Source organism: Kaistella montana (assembly GCF_024436175.1).
In the GTDB taxonomy this organism is placed as follows: Bacteria; Bacteroidota; Bacteroidia; order Flavobacteriales; family Weeksellaceae; genus Kaistella; species Kaistella montana.
Window position 1 is genome coordinate 26949 of record NZ_JANFQP010000004.1, and the last position, 14203, is coordinate 41151.

The window sequence follows — 14203 nt, forward strand, 5'->3', positions numbered from 1 at the left end:
GTCATAATAAATATTGTCATTTACAATAAAAAATCGTTAAATCGTATTGATAGGGCCACTAATTAACTGTTTTCGAAAGGTGAGAACGGTGAGACTATGTCAATTTGTCATGTTTTTTGTCTTGGTACAAAATTGGAGAAACTCAGTTTGTAAATTTTAAATTAAAAAAAATAAAAATATGAGTAAAATAATTGGAATCGATTTAGGAACAACCAACTCTTGTGTTGCTGTAATGGAGGGTAAAGACCCTGTTGTAATTCCTAATGCTGAAGGTAAAAGAACCACGCCTTCAATTGTTGCCTTCACCGAAGATGGTGAAAGAAAAGTAGGAGATCCTGCAAAAAGACAAGCAGTAACCAACCCTACCAAAACCGTATATTCGATCAAAAGATTTATCGGTACCCACTTTAAAGATGATGCTAAAGAAGTTTCTAGAGTTCCTTACCAAGTGGTAAGCGGACCAAACGATACTGTAAAAGTAAAAATCGACGACAGAGAATATACCCCACAAGAAATTTCTGCAATGATTCTTCAGAAAATGAAGAAAACTGCGGAAGATTATTTGGGACAAGAAGTAACCAGAGCGGTAATCACCGTTCCTGCATACTTTAACGATGCGCAAAGACAAGCTACTAAAGAAGCTGGTGAAATCGCTGGTTTAACGGTTGAAAGAATTATCAATGAGCCTACCGCTGCAGCTTTGGCGTATGGTTTAGATAAAAATCATAAAGACCAAAAAATTGCAGTTTACGATTTAGGTGGTGGTACTTTCGACGTTTCTATCCTTGATCTTGGTGACGGAGTTTTTGAAGTATTATCAACCAATGGAGATACCCATCTTGGTGGTGATGATTTTGATGATGTAATCATCAACTGGATGGCAGATGAATTTAAATCTGAAGAAGGTGTTGACTTAAAATCTGATGCAATCGCATTGCAAAGATTGAAAGAAGCTGCTGAAAAAGCAAAAATCGAGTTGTCTTCTTCAACCCAAACTGAAATCAACCTTCCATATATCACTGCAACTGCTACAGGTCCAAAACACTTGGTGAAAACTTTGACCAAAGCGAAATTCGAGCAATTGTCAGCAGATTTGGTAAGAAGATCTATGGAGCCTTGTAAAAAAGCTTTAGCTGATGCAGGTCTTACTATTTCAGATATCGATGAGGTGATCTTGGTAGGAGGTTCTACAAGAATCCCAATTATCCAAGAAGAAGTAGAAAAATTCTTTGGTAAAAAACCTTCAAAAGGAGTAAATCCAGATGAAGTTGTAGCGATTGGTGCAGCAATCCAAGGTGGAGTTTTAACTGGTGATGTGAAAGATGTTCTTTTATTAGACGTTACTCCACTTTCTTTGGGTATCGAAACCATGGGTTCTGTTTTTACTAAACTAATTGAAGCCAACACTACAATCCCAACTAAAAAATCTGAAGTATTCTCTACCGCGTCTGACAATCAGCCGGCTGTAAGCATCAGAGTAGGACAGGGAGAAAGACCAATGTTCAACGATAACAAAGAAATCGGACGATTTGATTTAACAGATATTCCGCCAGCTCCAAGAGGAGTTCCACAAATTGAGGTAACTTTCGATATCGACGCCAACGGAATTCTTTCAGTTTCTGCTAAAGATAAAGGAACCGGAAAAGAGCAGTCCATTAAAATTCAGGCAAGTTCAGGGCTTTCTGACGATGAAATCCAAAGAATGAAGCGTGAAGCAGAAGAAAACTCTGCAGCAGATGCTAAGAAAAAAGAAGAAGTTGAAGTATTCAATAAAGCGGACGGATTGATTTTCCAAACCGAAAAACAATTGAAAGAATTTGGCGATAAATTGTCTGCGGACAAGAAAACAGCCATCGAAACTGCAGTTGCTGAATTGAAAACAGCTTTCGAAGCTAAAGATTTAGATTCTGTAAAAACCAAAACTGAAGCTCTAGACGCTGCTTGGATGGCTGCTTCCGAAGAAATGTACGCAGCTGGTCAGCAAGCACAGGGTGCAGATGCTGGTCAATCTCAAGGTCAAGCAAACAATGCAGATGATGTACAAGATGCAGACTTCGAAGAAGTAAAATAAGGATCGAATAAAACCGATTTACAATAATCATAAAAACGCTGTAAACTATCAGTTTACAGCGTTTTTTTTGTTTTTTTTAAAATTTACAGTTTTTTTTAGATCCTTAAAAATTATGGTGGATTAATCTTAATCTAAAGGTGCTGATGCTTAGTTTACAACATTTTTCAAGGCGTGATGAAGATCATTGTATTTAAACATGAAACCTTTTGATTTAATTTTTTGGTTGCTGGCATTGACTCCATTTAAAATCATTTCGCTCATTTCACCCATGGTAAGTTTCAAAACCACGGCAGGAACTGCCATTGGAATGTAATTTTTATCCATCGATTTCGCTAAGGTTTTCATTAATTGTGCATTTGTGGGAACTTCGTCCGAACAAGCGTTGAAGGGACCATTCACGTTTTCATTTTCAAGAGCGAATAATAACATGCCAACCAAATCGTCCACATGGATCCACGGAAAATATTGCTTACCACTACCAACAGGTGAAGCAAGATGAAGATTGGTTAATTTTTTTAAAGGTTCCAGAAATCCATCGTGAGCTGAAATTACAGGAGAAATTCTAAGTTTTACAATTCTTTCCGAAATTGCTTCGAAGCGGTTTGCGGAATCTTCCCACAAGCGACAAACTTCCGTAAGAAAATCTTTTTTTTGCGGCTCATCATTTTCCGTAGCAGCTTTTTCATCGTTCCAGTCACCGTAATAATTAATTCCTGAAGCCGAAATGAATGACTGTAATTTAATGTTTTTTTCTTTAACTTTTTTCTCTAAAAATAGGGCAGAATCCACGCGGGAACTGATGATTTCCTTCTTGTATGCCGCAGTCCACCGTTTAGCAATTGTTGCGCCTGCCAAGTGGATGATGCTGTGAATACCTTCCAGTGCACCTTCTTCCAAATAGTCATTTTCATAATTCCAGACAAATTCATTTTCGAAAATGTTTTGTTTTTTCCTCACGAGGCAATGTGCAGTATAACCTCGTTCTTTAAGCGCAGAATACAATTTTTTCCCTACCATTCCGGTAGCTCCCGTGATTAAAATTTTTTTCATTTTGATTTTTTTTTAATGTTGTGGAGATTTAGATCAAATTATTAATTTCAGTAATATCAGAATCTTTGTATTGGTGATAGACATTAAAGTGAAATTCGTTTAATTTTTTTAACGTTTTAAGTAAATTATTCTTTTCTTCAAAATCTAATTTTGCAGATAAAACTCTGGAAGTGATGCTTACAGATTCAACGGATTGATCAAAATACTGTTTGCCAAGTTCGGAAATTTTCAATCGGGTTACCCGCTTATCTTTGCTGTCCGGAATTTCCTCCAGCAGGTTGTTTTTCACTAATCTTCTGATGATTTCCATTCCGGTCTGTTTTTCATGCGCGTTCTTTTCTACCAGTTGCATTTTGGTTAGCAAAGGTTCGTCCATAATTCTGTAGAGGTAGGTGAACTCTTCGTTGTATAATTCCGGAAATTCTTGTAAACCCCTGCGAATCATTTGCTTTGTAAAACGAGACAACAGGATTACTTGCTTGGCAATTTCATTTTCTAAATCGTTGACCTTTTTGTGTTCACTCTCCGAGATAAATCGTGGGCTTTGACTTTTGTAATGCTTGTCATTTAAAAAATTACGAAAATCCTCAATGGTGGAATCGTTTTTAGAACGTCCGGAATTTTCAAATTCTTGAACTTCTAAAAGTAAATTGATAAAAAAATTGGTATTCATGATTAATAGATTAAAAATTGAGGTTCTGAATTTGGTTTTGCATAAGACAACTTCGCAATTTTTTCGGGTACATAATACGTATCCAACCCGGAATTCATCAGTGTATTATCTAAGTTTACAAATCCGTCTTTCTCTAAGCGAGAAGGCTCAATAAACACATTTTGGATTTCGCCGACAACCAAATCCGTTTTGTTTTGTTTTATAGTGATCTTTTCCAGAAATTTCATTCCCATTTTTACCGACGCTTCTTTCACAAAAACAAACTGATTTTCAAAAATTTCCTCCTGGAAACCGCATTCCTTAAATTCGGACTTATTTTTAGGATACCGTGCAGAGCTTTGATGTGCATTTTTTATAAAATTCTGAGTAACAAAATTAAATGTATAGTAGTTCGTTTCCAAAATATTCTCCAAGGTATGCCTTTCTACGGTGTGTGGACGGGAAATATAACCAAATAACGAAGGTTCCGCACCCAAATGGGTGACCGAATTAATGATGGATAAATTAGATTGCCTATTTCTATCCATTGTTCCTACCAACGCAACTTGCCTAATGCCTGAAAGCGAGTTAATTAGTGTTGTTCTATATCTTTTATCTAAATTTTTTAAATCACTGCCGGAAATCTGAATCATCGTTTTGATATTTTATTAAATGAAATGTTACGTTGTCTTGAGCACATGAATCTGCTGATTTCAGGATTTCTTTTCCTGAGGTGTTTTTGGCTGACTCCCGAATTCACCCTCTTTCTCCACATTCGAAAGGAACTGGGCTTAAGGTGCTTTCGCATCAGCTTAATCACCTCGAATTCCGAGAGCTTAAATTGATAGTCGATGGCTTTGAAAGGAGTTCTATCTTCCCAGGCCATTTCTATGATTCTGTCTATTTGTTTCTGTTCTATAAGCATAGCGTTTTTAAGAGTTATTTCCATACTTTTTGCCATTTTTTGCGCCAACTAAATGTTCTGTTGCAATCAGCGCAAAATTTCATGGGTAAGTCGGATTTCTTCTTCAGTAAGTTAAATGGTAACCAAAGAAATTGTTTGCCACTCATTGATCTCAATATCTTTTGCTCTCAAATCATGCAGCATATTGTAAAGACCGAAAAATGTTCTGTTCATATAAATAAAATGTCTGGATCCACGGTTGGTATTCATGTTTCTCAGTTCATTCATTTTTGAATATTTTTGGCCCAGTTCTGCAATTTGCGCGAAAAAGATTTCGTCCGAAAAATCAAATGTCTCTTGATTAAAGGGTTTTGTAAACAAACGCAGCATTTCATGAAACAATTCACTGAAAAACAGCTTTTCTTCCTCGCTATCTTTCTCGAGCAAAATTTCTAATTCATACAATTTTTTAATAAAATATTCCTGATTATTCAGGTTTCCTTCTTTTGCCAATTCAAAATAGGGGACATAAAAATCATTGGGAATTTCTTTGATACAGCCGAAATCGATCACTTGGAGCTCGTCTTTACCTGAAATCAGGAAATTTCCCGGGTGAGGATCTGCGTGCACTTTTCTCAGGTGGTGTAGTTGGTACATATAAAAATTCCACAACGTTTGTCCAATTTTATCTCTCTGCTCTTGGCTGGGATTTGTTGAAATATATTCAGAGAAATGCAAGCCGCGCATCCAATCCATAGTAATCACTCTTTCAGAAGAAAATTCCGGATAGTATTTCGGAAATTTAAGGTTGGGTAAATGTTTACATGCTGCTGCGATTTCTTGGCTTTGTTTGATTTCTAACTCATAATCCGTTTCCTCATAAAGTTTTTCTTCTACTTCATTAAAATAAGATTCTGAACCTTCTTTCTGAATATTGAACATTCTCATCGCAATAGGTTTAACCATTTTTAAGTCTGTAGAAATACTTTCCCGTACGCCAGGATACTGGATTTTCACTGCTAACTCTTTTCCTCCCTTTTTCGCTTTATGCACTTGCCCGATACTGGCTGCATTTACTGATTCGGCTGAAAATTCATCAAAAAGGTCTTCAGGATTTTTCCCAAAATATTTTCTGAACGATTTTTTAACCAATGCTCCGGAAAGTGGCGGAACAGAAAATTGTGATAAAGAAAACTTTTCCACATATTGCTGTGGCATAATGCTCTTCTCCATGCTTAGCATTTGTGCCACTTTTAGAGCAGAGCCTTTCAATTCTTTTAGGCTGTCATAGATATCAGCAGCATTATCTTCATGTAGAATTTGCTTGGCTTGTTCTTCGTCTTTGGTGATTTTGTTGCCGAAATATTTTATATAATTTACGCCAACTTTGGCACCTGCTTTTAGCAAGTTTGTAGTGCGTTCTATTTTTCCAGTCGGTATTTTATTCAGCGTTTTCATTGTTAATGGATTTTGTTTATTTCCCGAATTTTTGCTGATAAAGAAACTTACCTAAATCAATAAATTTTCGAATAGGTTCGTTGTCGATCAATTCAAAACCAGTGTCAATTGTTTTCTCAATGTAGAGGTCGGTTTTCTCAAACTGAGGCGACAGGTCGTTTTTCCAAAATTCGATTATTGATACAAAATGTATCCAAAGAATCTCTTCACGAGACTTTTCGTTCCATCTTTGGAAATCTTTCGAGGTCTTTTTTAATAGTTCTAACTCCCCAAAATGCAAAGTTTCCACAAATTGCCTGTGCAAATTTTTCAGCGATTGCATTTTGATCATCATCTGTCTTGCATTGCCTTTCAGTAATTCTAGGACGAATGAGCGATTTAATGTTAAATTTTCAATAAAAATATAATAGAGATTCAGCAACTTTTCTTTTGAAGATTGAGATGCGTATCCCTCCGCAGTGATACTTAATTCCAGCGATTTTTCAAATAAAATTTTCAAATAATCTCGCTCGATGGCTTCAAAGTTTCCATAATATTTATAAAATTCTTGCTCTGTGGTGTTTAAATCTTTAGTAAATTGGTAAATATTTTTTGGACGCTCGCCATGAATCAAAATATAGTCAGAATAAGCTTCGATAATGCTGTCTTTTGTGATTGTTTGTGTTTTCATTTTATATGTGATTTATTTATTTGTAAAATATTTTACAAATATAAAAATAAAAGTATATATTTGGACAATTATTTTTACTCATGAAAAAAGCTATAATTATTGGGTCCGGTTTTTCCTCATTGTCTGCTGCGTGCTACCTTGCAAAATCGGGACTTCATGTAACTGTTTTAGAAAAAAATGAACAGCTGGGAGGAAGGGCTTCCATGATGGAGATTGATGAATTCAAGTTCGATATGGGACCGAGTTGGTATTGGATGCCTGATGTTTTCGAACGTTTTTTTGCAGATTTTGGAAAAAGCGTATCAGAATATTACACGATTGAAAAACTTTCTCCGGCCTACCGTGTGGTTTTTGGTAAAAATGATTTCATTGATATAGAAGATACCCCCGAAAAAATTATCCAAACCTTTGAAAGAATTGAAAAAGGTTCGGGAAAGCATCTGAAAAAATTCATGAATGAATCGCAAGAGAATTATGATATCGCTATGAAGGATTTGGTTTATCAGCCGGGGCTTTCTGTAACCGAATTGGTGTCGTGGGAAACAGCAACGCGACTAGGTCTCTTCGTGAAAAATATCAGTCAACAAATCCGAAAAAATATAAAAAATCCAAAGCTAAGAAGCATTTTGGAGTTTCCCGTCCTGTTTTTGGGCGCGAAACCAAAAGATACACCAGCTTTTTATAATTTTATGAATTATGCCGACTTTGGTTTGGGAACTTGGTATCCGAAAGGCGGTTTTAATGCCGTTGCTTTAGGGATGGTGAAGCTGGCCAAGGAATTAGGTGTGGATTTCAAGACCAATGCTGCGGTGCAGTCTATACAGACAGAAAAAGGTAAAGTAGTGAGTGTTTTTACGGAAAATGAAACCTTCGCTGCCGATGTTTTTGTGTCGGGAGCGGATTATGCCCACACTGAAAATTTACTGCAGAATAACAGAAACTACAGCGAAGAATCCTGGAAAAAGAAAACTTTTGCTCCCAGTTCGCTGCTTTATTATGTTGCTTTTGATAAGAAGGTTGAAACTTTGGAACATCATAATCTATTTTTTGACACCGATTTTGAGCAGCACGCTGAGGAAATTTACGACACAATGACCTTCCCGAAAGCGCCTTTGTTCTACGCTAATTTTTCCAGCAAAACGGACAGCTCTCTTTGTCCGGAAGGTAAAGAAATTGGATTTTTCCTTATTCCTATTGCGGTGGATTTAGAAGATTCGGAAGAGATCCATGAGCATTATTTTAATTTAATCTTAGATAGGATTAAGGATTCAACCGGTGAAGATCTGAGGCCGAAGATTTTATTCAAAAAAAGTTTTGGAACCCAAGATTTCAAAAATCGCTATAATTCCTGTCGGGGGAACGCTTACGGTTTAGCAAATACGTTAATGCAAACTTCTGTGCTAAGACCCTCCATAAGAAATAAAAAATTAGATAATTTCTTTTATACAGGTCAGTTAACCGTTCCTGGTCCTGGGGTACCGCCCGCATTAATTTCCGGAAAGGTAGTAAGTGAATATATTTTAAGCAAAGCAAAACTTAATTAATAAAGAAGATCATTATGAATAATTTCCAAAAATTCAATAAAATTTCAGATTGTACTTCTCAGTTGGTAACCAAACAGTACAGCACTTCTTTTTACTGGGCTTCTTCGTTATTCAGTCGGGAGATTCGTCAGCATATTTATAATATTTACGGTTTCGTACGGTTTGCTGATGAAATAGTGGATACCTTCCATGATTATGATAAGCAGAAATTGCTTAATGAATTCGAAAGAAATTACAGAGAAACTTTGGAAGACGGAATTTCACTTAATCCTGTGATTCAGTCATTCTGCAGAACTCAAAAAGAAAATAATATTCCTCAGGATTTGGTCGATGCCTTTCTATATTCCATGAAAATGGATTTAGGCGAGATTAAAGATTTGAATGATGAATTGTATAATCTCTACATTTATGGAAGTGCAGAAGTGGTGGGATTAATGTGTTTAAAAGTCTTTGTGAAAACGCAAGAGGACTACGAAAAAATGAAACCTTATGCACAAAGTCTTGGTGCAGCTTTTCAAAAGATCAATTTTCTTCGGGATATTTCCGCTGATTACAACGATTTGAATCGCACCTATTTCCCCAATGTGAATTTTCTGGATTTTTCAGAAAAAGAAAAAACAGAAATAGAATTAAATATTAAGAGCGATTTTGAAAAGGCGCTGATTGGAATCAAGATGCTTCCTTTATCAAGCAGAAGTGCAGTTTTTATGGCGTACAAGTATTACATCAGTCTTTTCAAGAAGATCAAAAAACAGCGCGCAGAAACCCTCATGAAAAGTAGAATCCGTGTTTCTAACGCAAGGAAAATTTATCTGATGGGAGAGATGCTTCTAACTAAGAATTTATATTTTATTCGATGAAATTTTTGGTCATAATTTTTACGCTGATGTGCAATGTTATTTTTGCTCAAAACCTTAAAGAGCTGAGAAATTATTTAATTAAAGGTGAAAAATCTTCAGTTGCAGCAATACAATTGATTGAAAAGTCTGAGGCGCTTTTTAAACAAAGTAAATTGCCTATCTATAAAGGTTTTTACAGTGTTGGACAATTTTTCATGGCGAAACACGCTGCCAATCCTTTTAAAAAATTATCCTATTTTAAAGAAGGAAAAAAAAGCTTAAATCATGCGATTAATAGCGATTCGAAAAATTTGGAATTGAGATTGTTCAGACTGATGACCCAAGAACAGGCACCAGCTTTTCTGAATTATACAGATAATATTAAAGAAGATCGGTCATTTATCTTGAAAAATTATGACAATGAAACGGACGAAGATTTGAAGATTTTCATTAAAAAATATTTAAAAAAATGATTCTATTATATTTGGCAATTACAGTGGTTACTTTTGTAGCAATGGAAGGCATTACCTGGCTGACACACAAATACATCATGCATGGATTTCTCGGCTGGTATTTTCACGAAGATCATCACCAACCTGGCTATCCACATGTTTTCGAAAAGAACGATTTTTTCTTTGTGGTTTTTGCTATTCCTTGTATGATTTTGTTTTATCTCGGTACTGTGGGCGGAATTACCTGGTTAGCATTTTTAGCAACGGGAGTTTTACTCTACGGAATTTGCTATTTTTTGGTCCATGATGTACTGATACACCGAAGATTTAAATGGTTTGATAAAGTGGACCATTGGTACTTCCGAGGGTTGAGAAAAGGACATAAAATTCACCACAAACATTTAGGAAAAGAAGACGGTGAGTGTTTTGGAATGCTATACGTTCCCAAAAAATATTTTATTGAAGCCAGGAAAATGCGTAAATAGTTGATCATGATGTTTTGTTGGACTTTTTACATTAATGATTAACGATTAACTAACCGTTATTATGGAGAAATATTACTACATCCTTTTGAATATCGCGACATTTTCAGTGCCATTTTTTTTTAGTTTTGAAAAGAAGTGGATGCATTTTGCAAGATTTTGGAAACCATATTTTTTAGCAATTATCAGCGTTGGTTTATTCTTTATTATTTGGGATGTCTTCTTTGCATATTCCGATATTTGGGGTTTCAACGATCAATACTTATTAGGTTTTAGAATATTGAAATTGCCTGTAGAGGAATGGCTGTTCTTTCTTCTAATTCCTTATTCCAGTAATTTTATCCATTACTCACTGGAATATTTCTTTCCAAAATTACAGTTAAGTAAAATAGCTATCCAGATCATCAGCATCGCGCTACTAATTATTTCATTGGGAGTTGTGCTGAGTAATTACGATAGATTGTACACCTTGTGCAGTTTCGGTTTATTTGCTTTGCTCATGTTGACCCAAATCATCTATCAATGGAAATATGCCCGACGTTTTTATCTAAGTTTTATCCTGATTTACCTGCCATTTTATTTTGTAAATGGTGCTTTGACGGGAAGTTATTCGGCAAATCCCGTAGTTTATTATGATAATGCTGAAAATCTTGGAATTCGTGTGGGAACCATGCCACTGGAAGATTCTTTCTATTGCTTTTCGATGCTTTATAGCAGTGTATTGCTTTTTGAATTTTTAAAGAAAAAAATGAATTTAGATCAACCTATTAGAATCAATCATGGACATAAAAATAACTAAACAATCCGGCATTTATACCTTGACTTCTAGACAGGTTTTGCCAATGCCCCTGGAAAAAGCATGGGCATTTTTCTCTTTGCCGCAAAATTTAGACAAAATTACCCCAGATGATATGGCGTTTTCCATCACCAATAATCCACCAAATTATACCTATCAGGGACAAATTATTACCTATAAAATAGGAGTTTTTCCTTTCATTAAAAATAATTGGGTAACGGAAATTACGCACCTGAAAGAAGGTGAGTTTTTTGTAGACGAACAACGTTTCGGGCCTTATGCGATGTGGCACCATGAACACCATTTTGAAGAACTACAAGATGGAAAAGTTCTGATGACGGACATTGTTAATTTCAAATTGCCGATGGGATTTGTTGGCGATTTGGTTGCAGGATTTTTTGTGAAAAACAAAGTGAGAAAAATCTTTGAAAGCAGATTCAAAATTTTGGGAGACTTGTTTCCTGCTCACAGTTAGTAAGCGCACGGCATACCACCATTTTTAAAATATAGTTTTAATAATGAAAATTAATATATTCTGGTTTAGAAGAGATTTACGATTGAATGATAATCATGGGCTGTATCAGGCATTATCTGAAGATTTAAAAGTAGTTCCCATTTTCATCTTCGATCAGCAAATTCTAACTCAACTTTCCGATAAGAAAGACAAGCGCGTTCAATTTATTTACCAGGCAATTGAGAGGTTAAACAGGAAGTTAGCAAAGGTGGCTTCTGGAATAGATCTGTATTATGGCAATCCAAAGGAAGTTTTCGAAAAAATTATTAAAAAATATGATGTTCATTCCGTTTTCACCAACGAAGATTACGAACCTTATGCCCGGAGAAGAGATGAACAAATTCGTGAATTTCTACACGCAGAAAGCATTGAATTTATAACTTTTAAAGATCAAGTTATTTTCGCACCACAGGAAGTTTTAAAGAAAGATGGGCAGCCGTTTCAAGTGTACAGCCCGTATGCTAAACAATGGGAATCTCAGTTACCTGAAAATTTAGAAGAGTATAAATCAGAAGATTTATTAGATCATTTTTTTCAATTTACACCAAATCCTCTGACTCTGAAAGATATTGGTTTTGAAAATGCAGGAGAAATTTTTCAAAAGCCCAATTTAAGTGAGGAATTACTGAAGCAATATGGTGCAAAAAGAAATTTCCCCGCAGCAGGTGCAACTTCACAAGTGTCAGTCCACTTAAGGTTTGGAACAGTGGGAATCCGAAAATTAGTGAATTATGCCCGGAAAAACAGTAATAAATTCCTTCGGGAATTAATTTGGAGAGAATTTTTTATGATGTTGCTCTATCATTTTCCACACACTGTCACCAAATCCTTCAAGCCTAAATATGATCAGGTGAAATGGGAGTTCGACGATGATAAATTTAAAAAATGGTGCGAAGGAAGAACAGGTTTTCCACTTGTGGATGCGGGCATGAGAGAGCTTAATGAAACTGGTTTCATGCACAACCGAGTTCGCATGCTCGCAGCAAGTTTTTTAATCAAAGATTTGCATATAGATTGGAAAATCGGGGAGGCATACTTTGCCAATAAATTGTTGGATTATGATCAGGCGCAAAATGTTGGAAATTGGCAATGGGTAGCAGGTTCAGGTGCAGATGGTTCACCATATTTTAGAGTTTTTAATCCATATCTTCAACAGGAGAAATTTGATAAAAATTTTACATACATAAAAAAATGGATTCCCGAATTTGGAACAGCAGCGTATCCATTGGAAATGGTTAACCACGATGAGGAAAGAAAAAAAGCCATCGAGTACTATAAAGATGCGTTAAACAGTGATTGAAATACTCATGTATTAAAATCCATCAGTACTTTATCGATACAATTTCAAATTGCTTTTCCGCTTTGCCCAATTTCAATGTTACGCGATCGCCGACCTTTCTGTCCATAAAGATTTTCGCAATAGGAGAGATAAAAGCTATTTTTCCTTCTGCAACATTTGCCTCATCGACGCCGACGATTTGATAATGCTGGACTTTGGGATCGGAATCAACCGTAAAGTACACTTCAGCACCGAACCTAACTATATTTTTTGGCTGTTTGGCAAGGTTAGCAATTTTCGCAGACGAAATTCGATCGAGTAACAATTGCAATTTCGCATTGATTAAATTTACGGCAATGCGATTTTCATTTTCGTCCGAAATTAAGGTATTGTCGCGCTCGTGAATCATTTGATCACGTTCGGCAAGTAACTGAGCGTATCCGATCTCTGTAACGAAGTTTACCGTACCGGGCGGTAAATCGGCACGCGGCGGAATCAGCGGAATTTCCTCCTGATCACCCTCTTTCACAAATCCTCTACTCATATATTCCAGTTATACATTTATTCCGTTACACTTAAAATTATTGATATGTTTTGAGTTTAAAACTACCAGATAAACACAAGCTTTTTAAGGCTATAAAGGTTGAAAACCTGTTCCGAAAGCACTTAACTACAAATCACGCACCGCAGCCAACAGCCGTAAAGACGCCATTGCTTCATGGTCTTTGTTGTAAATATACATTTTTTAAGTCACTTAGCCGTTCTTCAGACGCAAGCTTAAAATATTTACAAAATGCACAATTATTTTTCGCACCGCCACTCAAGCAGCATCTCTGTCTGTACTTTGATAACTTTTCTAAACCTCACTTCTGATCCTACTCAAAGTTTCCTGAGAAATACCAAGATAGGAAGCTATCATCCCAAGAGGTGCACGCAAAAGGATATCAGAATTATCTTCTAAAAGCTGAATATATTTTTCCTTTGCCGTCATATACTGCAAGGAATTGATGCGCCTTTCCATATTCGTCATCAGAAGTCCTAAAACGCGGCGGCTGAAATTGGCTATGGTGAGCGAAGTTTCGCAGAGTTCTTCCATTTTAGAGTAACGGAAAAAGACAATCTCACTGTCTTCTATGGCTTCAATGGAATGCCGTGCCGGAATTCTCTCAAAAATGGTGTCTTTATTGGCGAGAATGCTGTTTTCGGGGTAAAAATTGGTGGTGATGTCTTTTCCTTTTTCAAAATAAAACGAGCGCAGAAGCCCTTTTTCTACAAAATACACCTTGCGGTTTAAAGTGTGTTGATCGCTGATAATGGTTCCTTTTTTTACAGATATTTTTTCGGTCTGGGTGTTCAGAAAACTGCGGATATCATCGTCGATGGTAATGTAGGTGGCAAGGATTTCGGGAAAAGTCATTAGGTTTCAATTTGTACAAAAATAAAAATAATGCCCCAAAAATGAGGCATTATTCACTAACTAAACATTAAAAAT

General features: G+C 36.0%; 17 protein-coding genes. 8 read left to right on the forward strand and 9 right to left on the reverse strand.

What is annotated here, in order from left to right; all coding sequences use genetic code 11:
* The first annotated feature begins 178 nt into the window (after nt 1–178).
* Nucleotides 179–2071: a molecular chaperone DnaK gene (gene dnaK, locus NOV28_RS10910; RefSeq protein ID WP_255930985.1), complete on the forward strand. Its 1893-nt coding sequence runs from the start codon at nt 179–181 to the stop codon at nt 2069–2071.
* A 147-nt stretch (nt 2072–2218) separates the two neighbouring features.
* On the opposite strand, the gene NOV28_RS10915 is transcribed toward dnaK, so the two are convergent.
* The 7 genes from NOV28_RS10915 to NOV28_RS10945 are packed head-to-tail and all read right to left on the reverse strand — an operon-like array spanning nt 2219 to nt 6805.
* Nucleotides 2219–3121: a TIGR01777 family oxidoreductase gene (locus NOV28_RS10915; protein ID WP_255930987.1), complete on the reverse strand. Its 903-nt coding sequence runs from the start codon at nt 3119–3121 to the stop codon at nt 2219–2221.
* Nucleotides 3122–3149: 28 nt separating this feature from the next.
* On the reverse strand, nt 3150–3794 hold the full coding sequence (locus tag NOV28_RS10920) for a MarR family winged helix-turn-helix transcriptional regulator (protein WP_255930989.1): 645 nt from the start codon (nt 3792–3794) through the stop codon (nt 3150–3152).
* Nucleotides 3795–3796: 2 nt separating this feature from the next.
* A complete protein-coding gene (locus tag NOV28_RS10925) occupies nt 3797–4426 on the reverse strand; it encodes a flavin reductase family protein (protein ID WP_255930991.1) in 630 nt (209 codons plus the stop codon).
* Nucleotides 4423–4698 carry a TIGR03643 family protein gene (locus tag NOV28_RS10930; protein WP_255930993.1) on the reverse strand — a complete coding sequence of 92 codons (276 nt, stop codon included), beginning with the start codon at nt 4696–4698 and terminating at the stop codon, nt 4423–4425. The genes NOV28_RS10925 and NOV28_RS10930 overlap by 4 nt, the downstream gene beginning before the upstream one ends.
* Nucleotides 4699–4712: 14 nt before the next feature.
* Complete coding sequence (locus tag NOV28_RS11220) at nt 4713–4844, reverse strand: DUF2256 domain-containing protein (RefSeq protein ID WP_369413228.1); 132 nt, start codon at nt 4842–4844, stop codon at nt 4713–4715.
* Nucleotides 4810–6135, reverse strand: coding sequence for an ABC1 kinase family protein (locus NOV28_RS10940; RefSeq protein WP_255930995.1), 1326 nt, complete (start codon nt 6133–6135; stop codon nt 4810–4812). The genes NOV28_RS11220 and NOV28_RS10940 overlap by 35 nt, the downstream gene beginning before the upstream one ends.
* A 16-nt stretch (nt 6136–6151) precedes the next feature.
* Complete coding sequence (locus NOV28_RS10945) at nt 6152–6805, reverse strand: TetR family transcriptional regulator C-terminal domain-containing protein (protein WP_255930998.1); 654 nt, start codon at nt 6803–6805, stop codon at nt 6152–6154.
* Between the two features lie 80 nt (nt 6806–6885).
* On the opposite strand from NOV28_RS10945, the gene crtID reads away from it, so the two are divergent.
* From crtID to NOV28_RS10980, 7 genes are all read left to right on the forward strand, one after another.
* On the forward strand, nt 6886–8349 hold the full coding sequence (gene crtID, locus NOV28_RS10950) for a bifunctional phytoene desaturase/3,4-desaturase (protein ID WP_255931000.1): 1464 nt from the start codon (nt 6886–6888) through the stop codon (nt 8347–8349).
* A gap of 14 nt (nt 8350–8363) precedes the next feature.
* The gene (locus NOV28_RS10955; protein ID WP_124784618.1) at nt 8364–9209 is read left to right on the forward strand and encodes a phytoene/squalene synthase family protein; all 846 of its coding nucleotides are present in this window, start codon (nt 8364–8366) and stop codon (nt 9207–9209) included.
* Nucleotides 9210–9235: 26 nt separating this feature from the next.
* A complete protein-coding gene (locus tag NOV28_RS10960) occupies nt 9236–9661 on the forward strand; it encodes a hypothetical protein (RefSeq protein ID WP_255931003.1) in 426 nt (141 codons plus the stop codon).
* Nucleotides 9658–10125 carry a sterol desaturase family protein gene (locus NOV28_RS10965; RefSeq protein ID WP_255931014.1) on the forward strand — a complete coding sequence of 156 codons (468 nt, stop codon included), beginning with the start codon at nt 9658–9660 and terminating at the stop codon, nt 10123–10125. Before NOV28_RS10960 ends, NOV28_RS10965 begins: the two co-directional genes overlap by 4 nt.
* A 61-nt stretch (nt 10126–10186) precedes the next feature.
* On the forward strand, nt 10187–10921 hold the full coding sequence (locus NOV28_RS10970) for a lycopene cyclase domain-containing protein (RefSeq protein WP_255931016.1): 735 nt from the start codon (nt 10187–10189) through the stop codon (nt 10919–10921).
* Nucleotides 10902–11393 carry an SRPBCC family protein gene (locus tag NOV28_RS10975; protein WP_255931018.1) on the forward strand — a complete coding sequence of 164 codons (492 nt, stop codon included), beginning with the start codon at nt 10902–10904 and terminating at the stop codon, nt 11391–11393. The genes NOV28_RS10970 and NOV28_RS10975 overlap by 20 nt, the downstream gene beginning before the upstream one ends.
* 43 nt (nt 11394–11436) lie before the next feature.
* Nucleotides 11437–12732 (forward strand): cryptochrome/photolyase family protein, encoded by a 1296-nt coding sequence (locus NOV28_RS10980; protein ID WP_255931020.1) that lies wholly within the window; start codon nt 11437–11439, stop codon nt 12730–12732.
* A gap of 22 nt (nt 12733–12754) precedes the next feature.
* Here the strand turns inward: NOV28_RS10980 and NOV28_RS10985 are convergent, their stop codons facing one another.
* Both NOV28_RS10985 and NOV28_RS10990 read right to left on the reverse strand, forming a co-directional pair.
* A complete protein-coding gene (locus tag NOV28_RS10985; RefSeq protein WP_255931022.1) occupies nt 12755–13255 on the reverse strand; it encodes a GreA/GreB family elongation factor in 501 nt (166 codons plus the stop codon).
* A gap of 312 nt (nt 13256–13567) precedes the next feature.
* On the reverse strand, nt 13568–14128 hold the full coding sequence (locus NOV28_RS10990; protein WP_255931024.1) for a Crp/Fnr family transcriptional regulator: 561 nt from the start codon (nt 14126–14128) through the stop codon (nt 13568–13570).
* Between the last annotated feature and the right edge of the window lie 75 nt (nt 14129–14203).

Excerpts from the sequence above, each read along its gene's own strand:
- dnaK (WP_255930985.1), top strand. The coding sequence starts at position 179 with ATGAGTAAAATAATTGGAATCGATTTAGGAACAACCAACTCTTGTGTT.
- NOV28_RS10915 (WP_255930987.1), bottom strand. The coding sequence starts at position 3,121 with ATGAAAAAAATTTTAATCACGGGAGCTACCGGAATGGTAGGGAAAAAA.
- NOV28_RS10920 (WP_255930989.1), bottom strand. The coding sequence starts at position 3,794 with ATGAATACCAATTTTTTTATCAATTTACTTTTAGAAGTTCAAGAATTT.
- NOV28_RS10925 (WP_255930991.1), bottom strand. The coding sequence starts at position 4,426 with ATGATTCAGATTTCCGGCAGTGATTTAAAAAATTTAGATAAAAGATAT.
- NOV28_RS10930 (WP_255930993.1), bottom strand. The coding sequence starts at position 4,698 with ATGCTTATAGAACAGAAACAAATAGACAGAATCATAGAAATGGCCTGG.
- NOV28_RS11220 (WP_369413228.1), bottom strand. The coding sequence starts at position 4,844 with ATGAGTGGCAAACAATTTCTTTGGTTACCATTTAACTTACTGAAGAAG.
- NOV28_RS10940 (WP_255930995.1), bottom strand. The coding sequence starts at position 6,135 with ATGAAAACGCTGAATAAAATACCGACTGGAAAAATAGAACGCACTACA.
- NOV28_RS10945 (WP_255930998.1), bottom strand. The coding sequence starts at position 6,805 with ATGAAAACACAAACAATCACAAAAGACAGCATTATCGAAGCTTATTCT.
- crtID (WP_255931000.1), top strand. The coding sequence starts at position 6,886 with ATGAAAAAAGCTATAATTATTGGGTCCGGTTTTTCCTCATTGTCTGCT.
- NOV28_RS10955 (WP_124784618.1), top strand. The coding sequence starts at position 8,364 with ATGAATAATTTCCAAAAATTCAATAAAATTTCAGATTGTACTTCTCAG.
- NOV28_RS10960 (WP_255931003.1), top strand. The coding sequence starts at position 9,236 with ATGTGCAATGTTATTTTTGCTCAAAACCTTAAAGAGCTGAGAAATTAT.
- NOV28_RS10965 (WP_255931014.1), top strand. The coding sequence starts at position 9,658 with ATGATTCTATTATATTTGGCAATTACAGTGGTTACTTTTGTAGCAATG.
- NOV28_RS10970 (WP_255931016.1), top strand. The coding sequence starts at position 10,187 with ATGGAGAAATATTACTACATCCTTTTGAATATCGCGACATTTTCAGTG.
- NOV28_RS10975 (WP_255931018.1), top strand. The coding sequence starts at position 10,902 with ATGGACATAAAAATAACTAAACAATCCGGCATTTATACCTTGACTTCT.
- NOV28_RS10980 (WP_255931020.1), top strand. The coding sequence starts at position 11,437 with ATGAAAATTAATATATTCTGGTTTAGAAGAGATTTACGATTGAATGAT.
- NOV28_RS10985 (WP_255931022.1), bottom strand. The coding sequence starts at position 13,255 with ATGAGTAGAGGATTTGTGAAAGAGGGTGATCAGGAGGAAATTCCGCTG.
- NOV28_RS10990 (WP_255931024.1), bottom strand. The coding sequence starts at position 14,128 with ATGACTTTTCCCGAAATCCTTGCCACCTACATTACCATCGACGATGAT.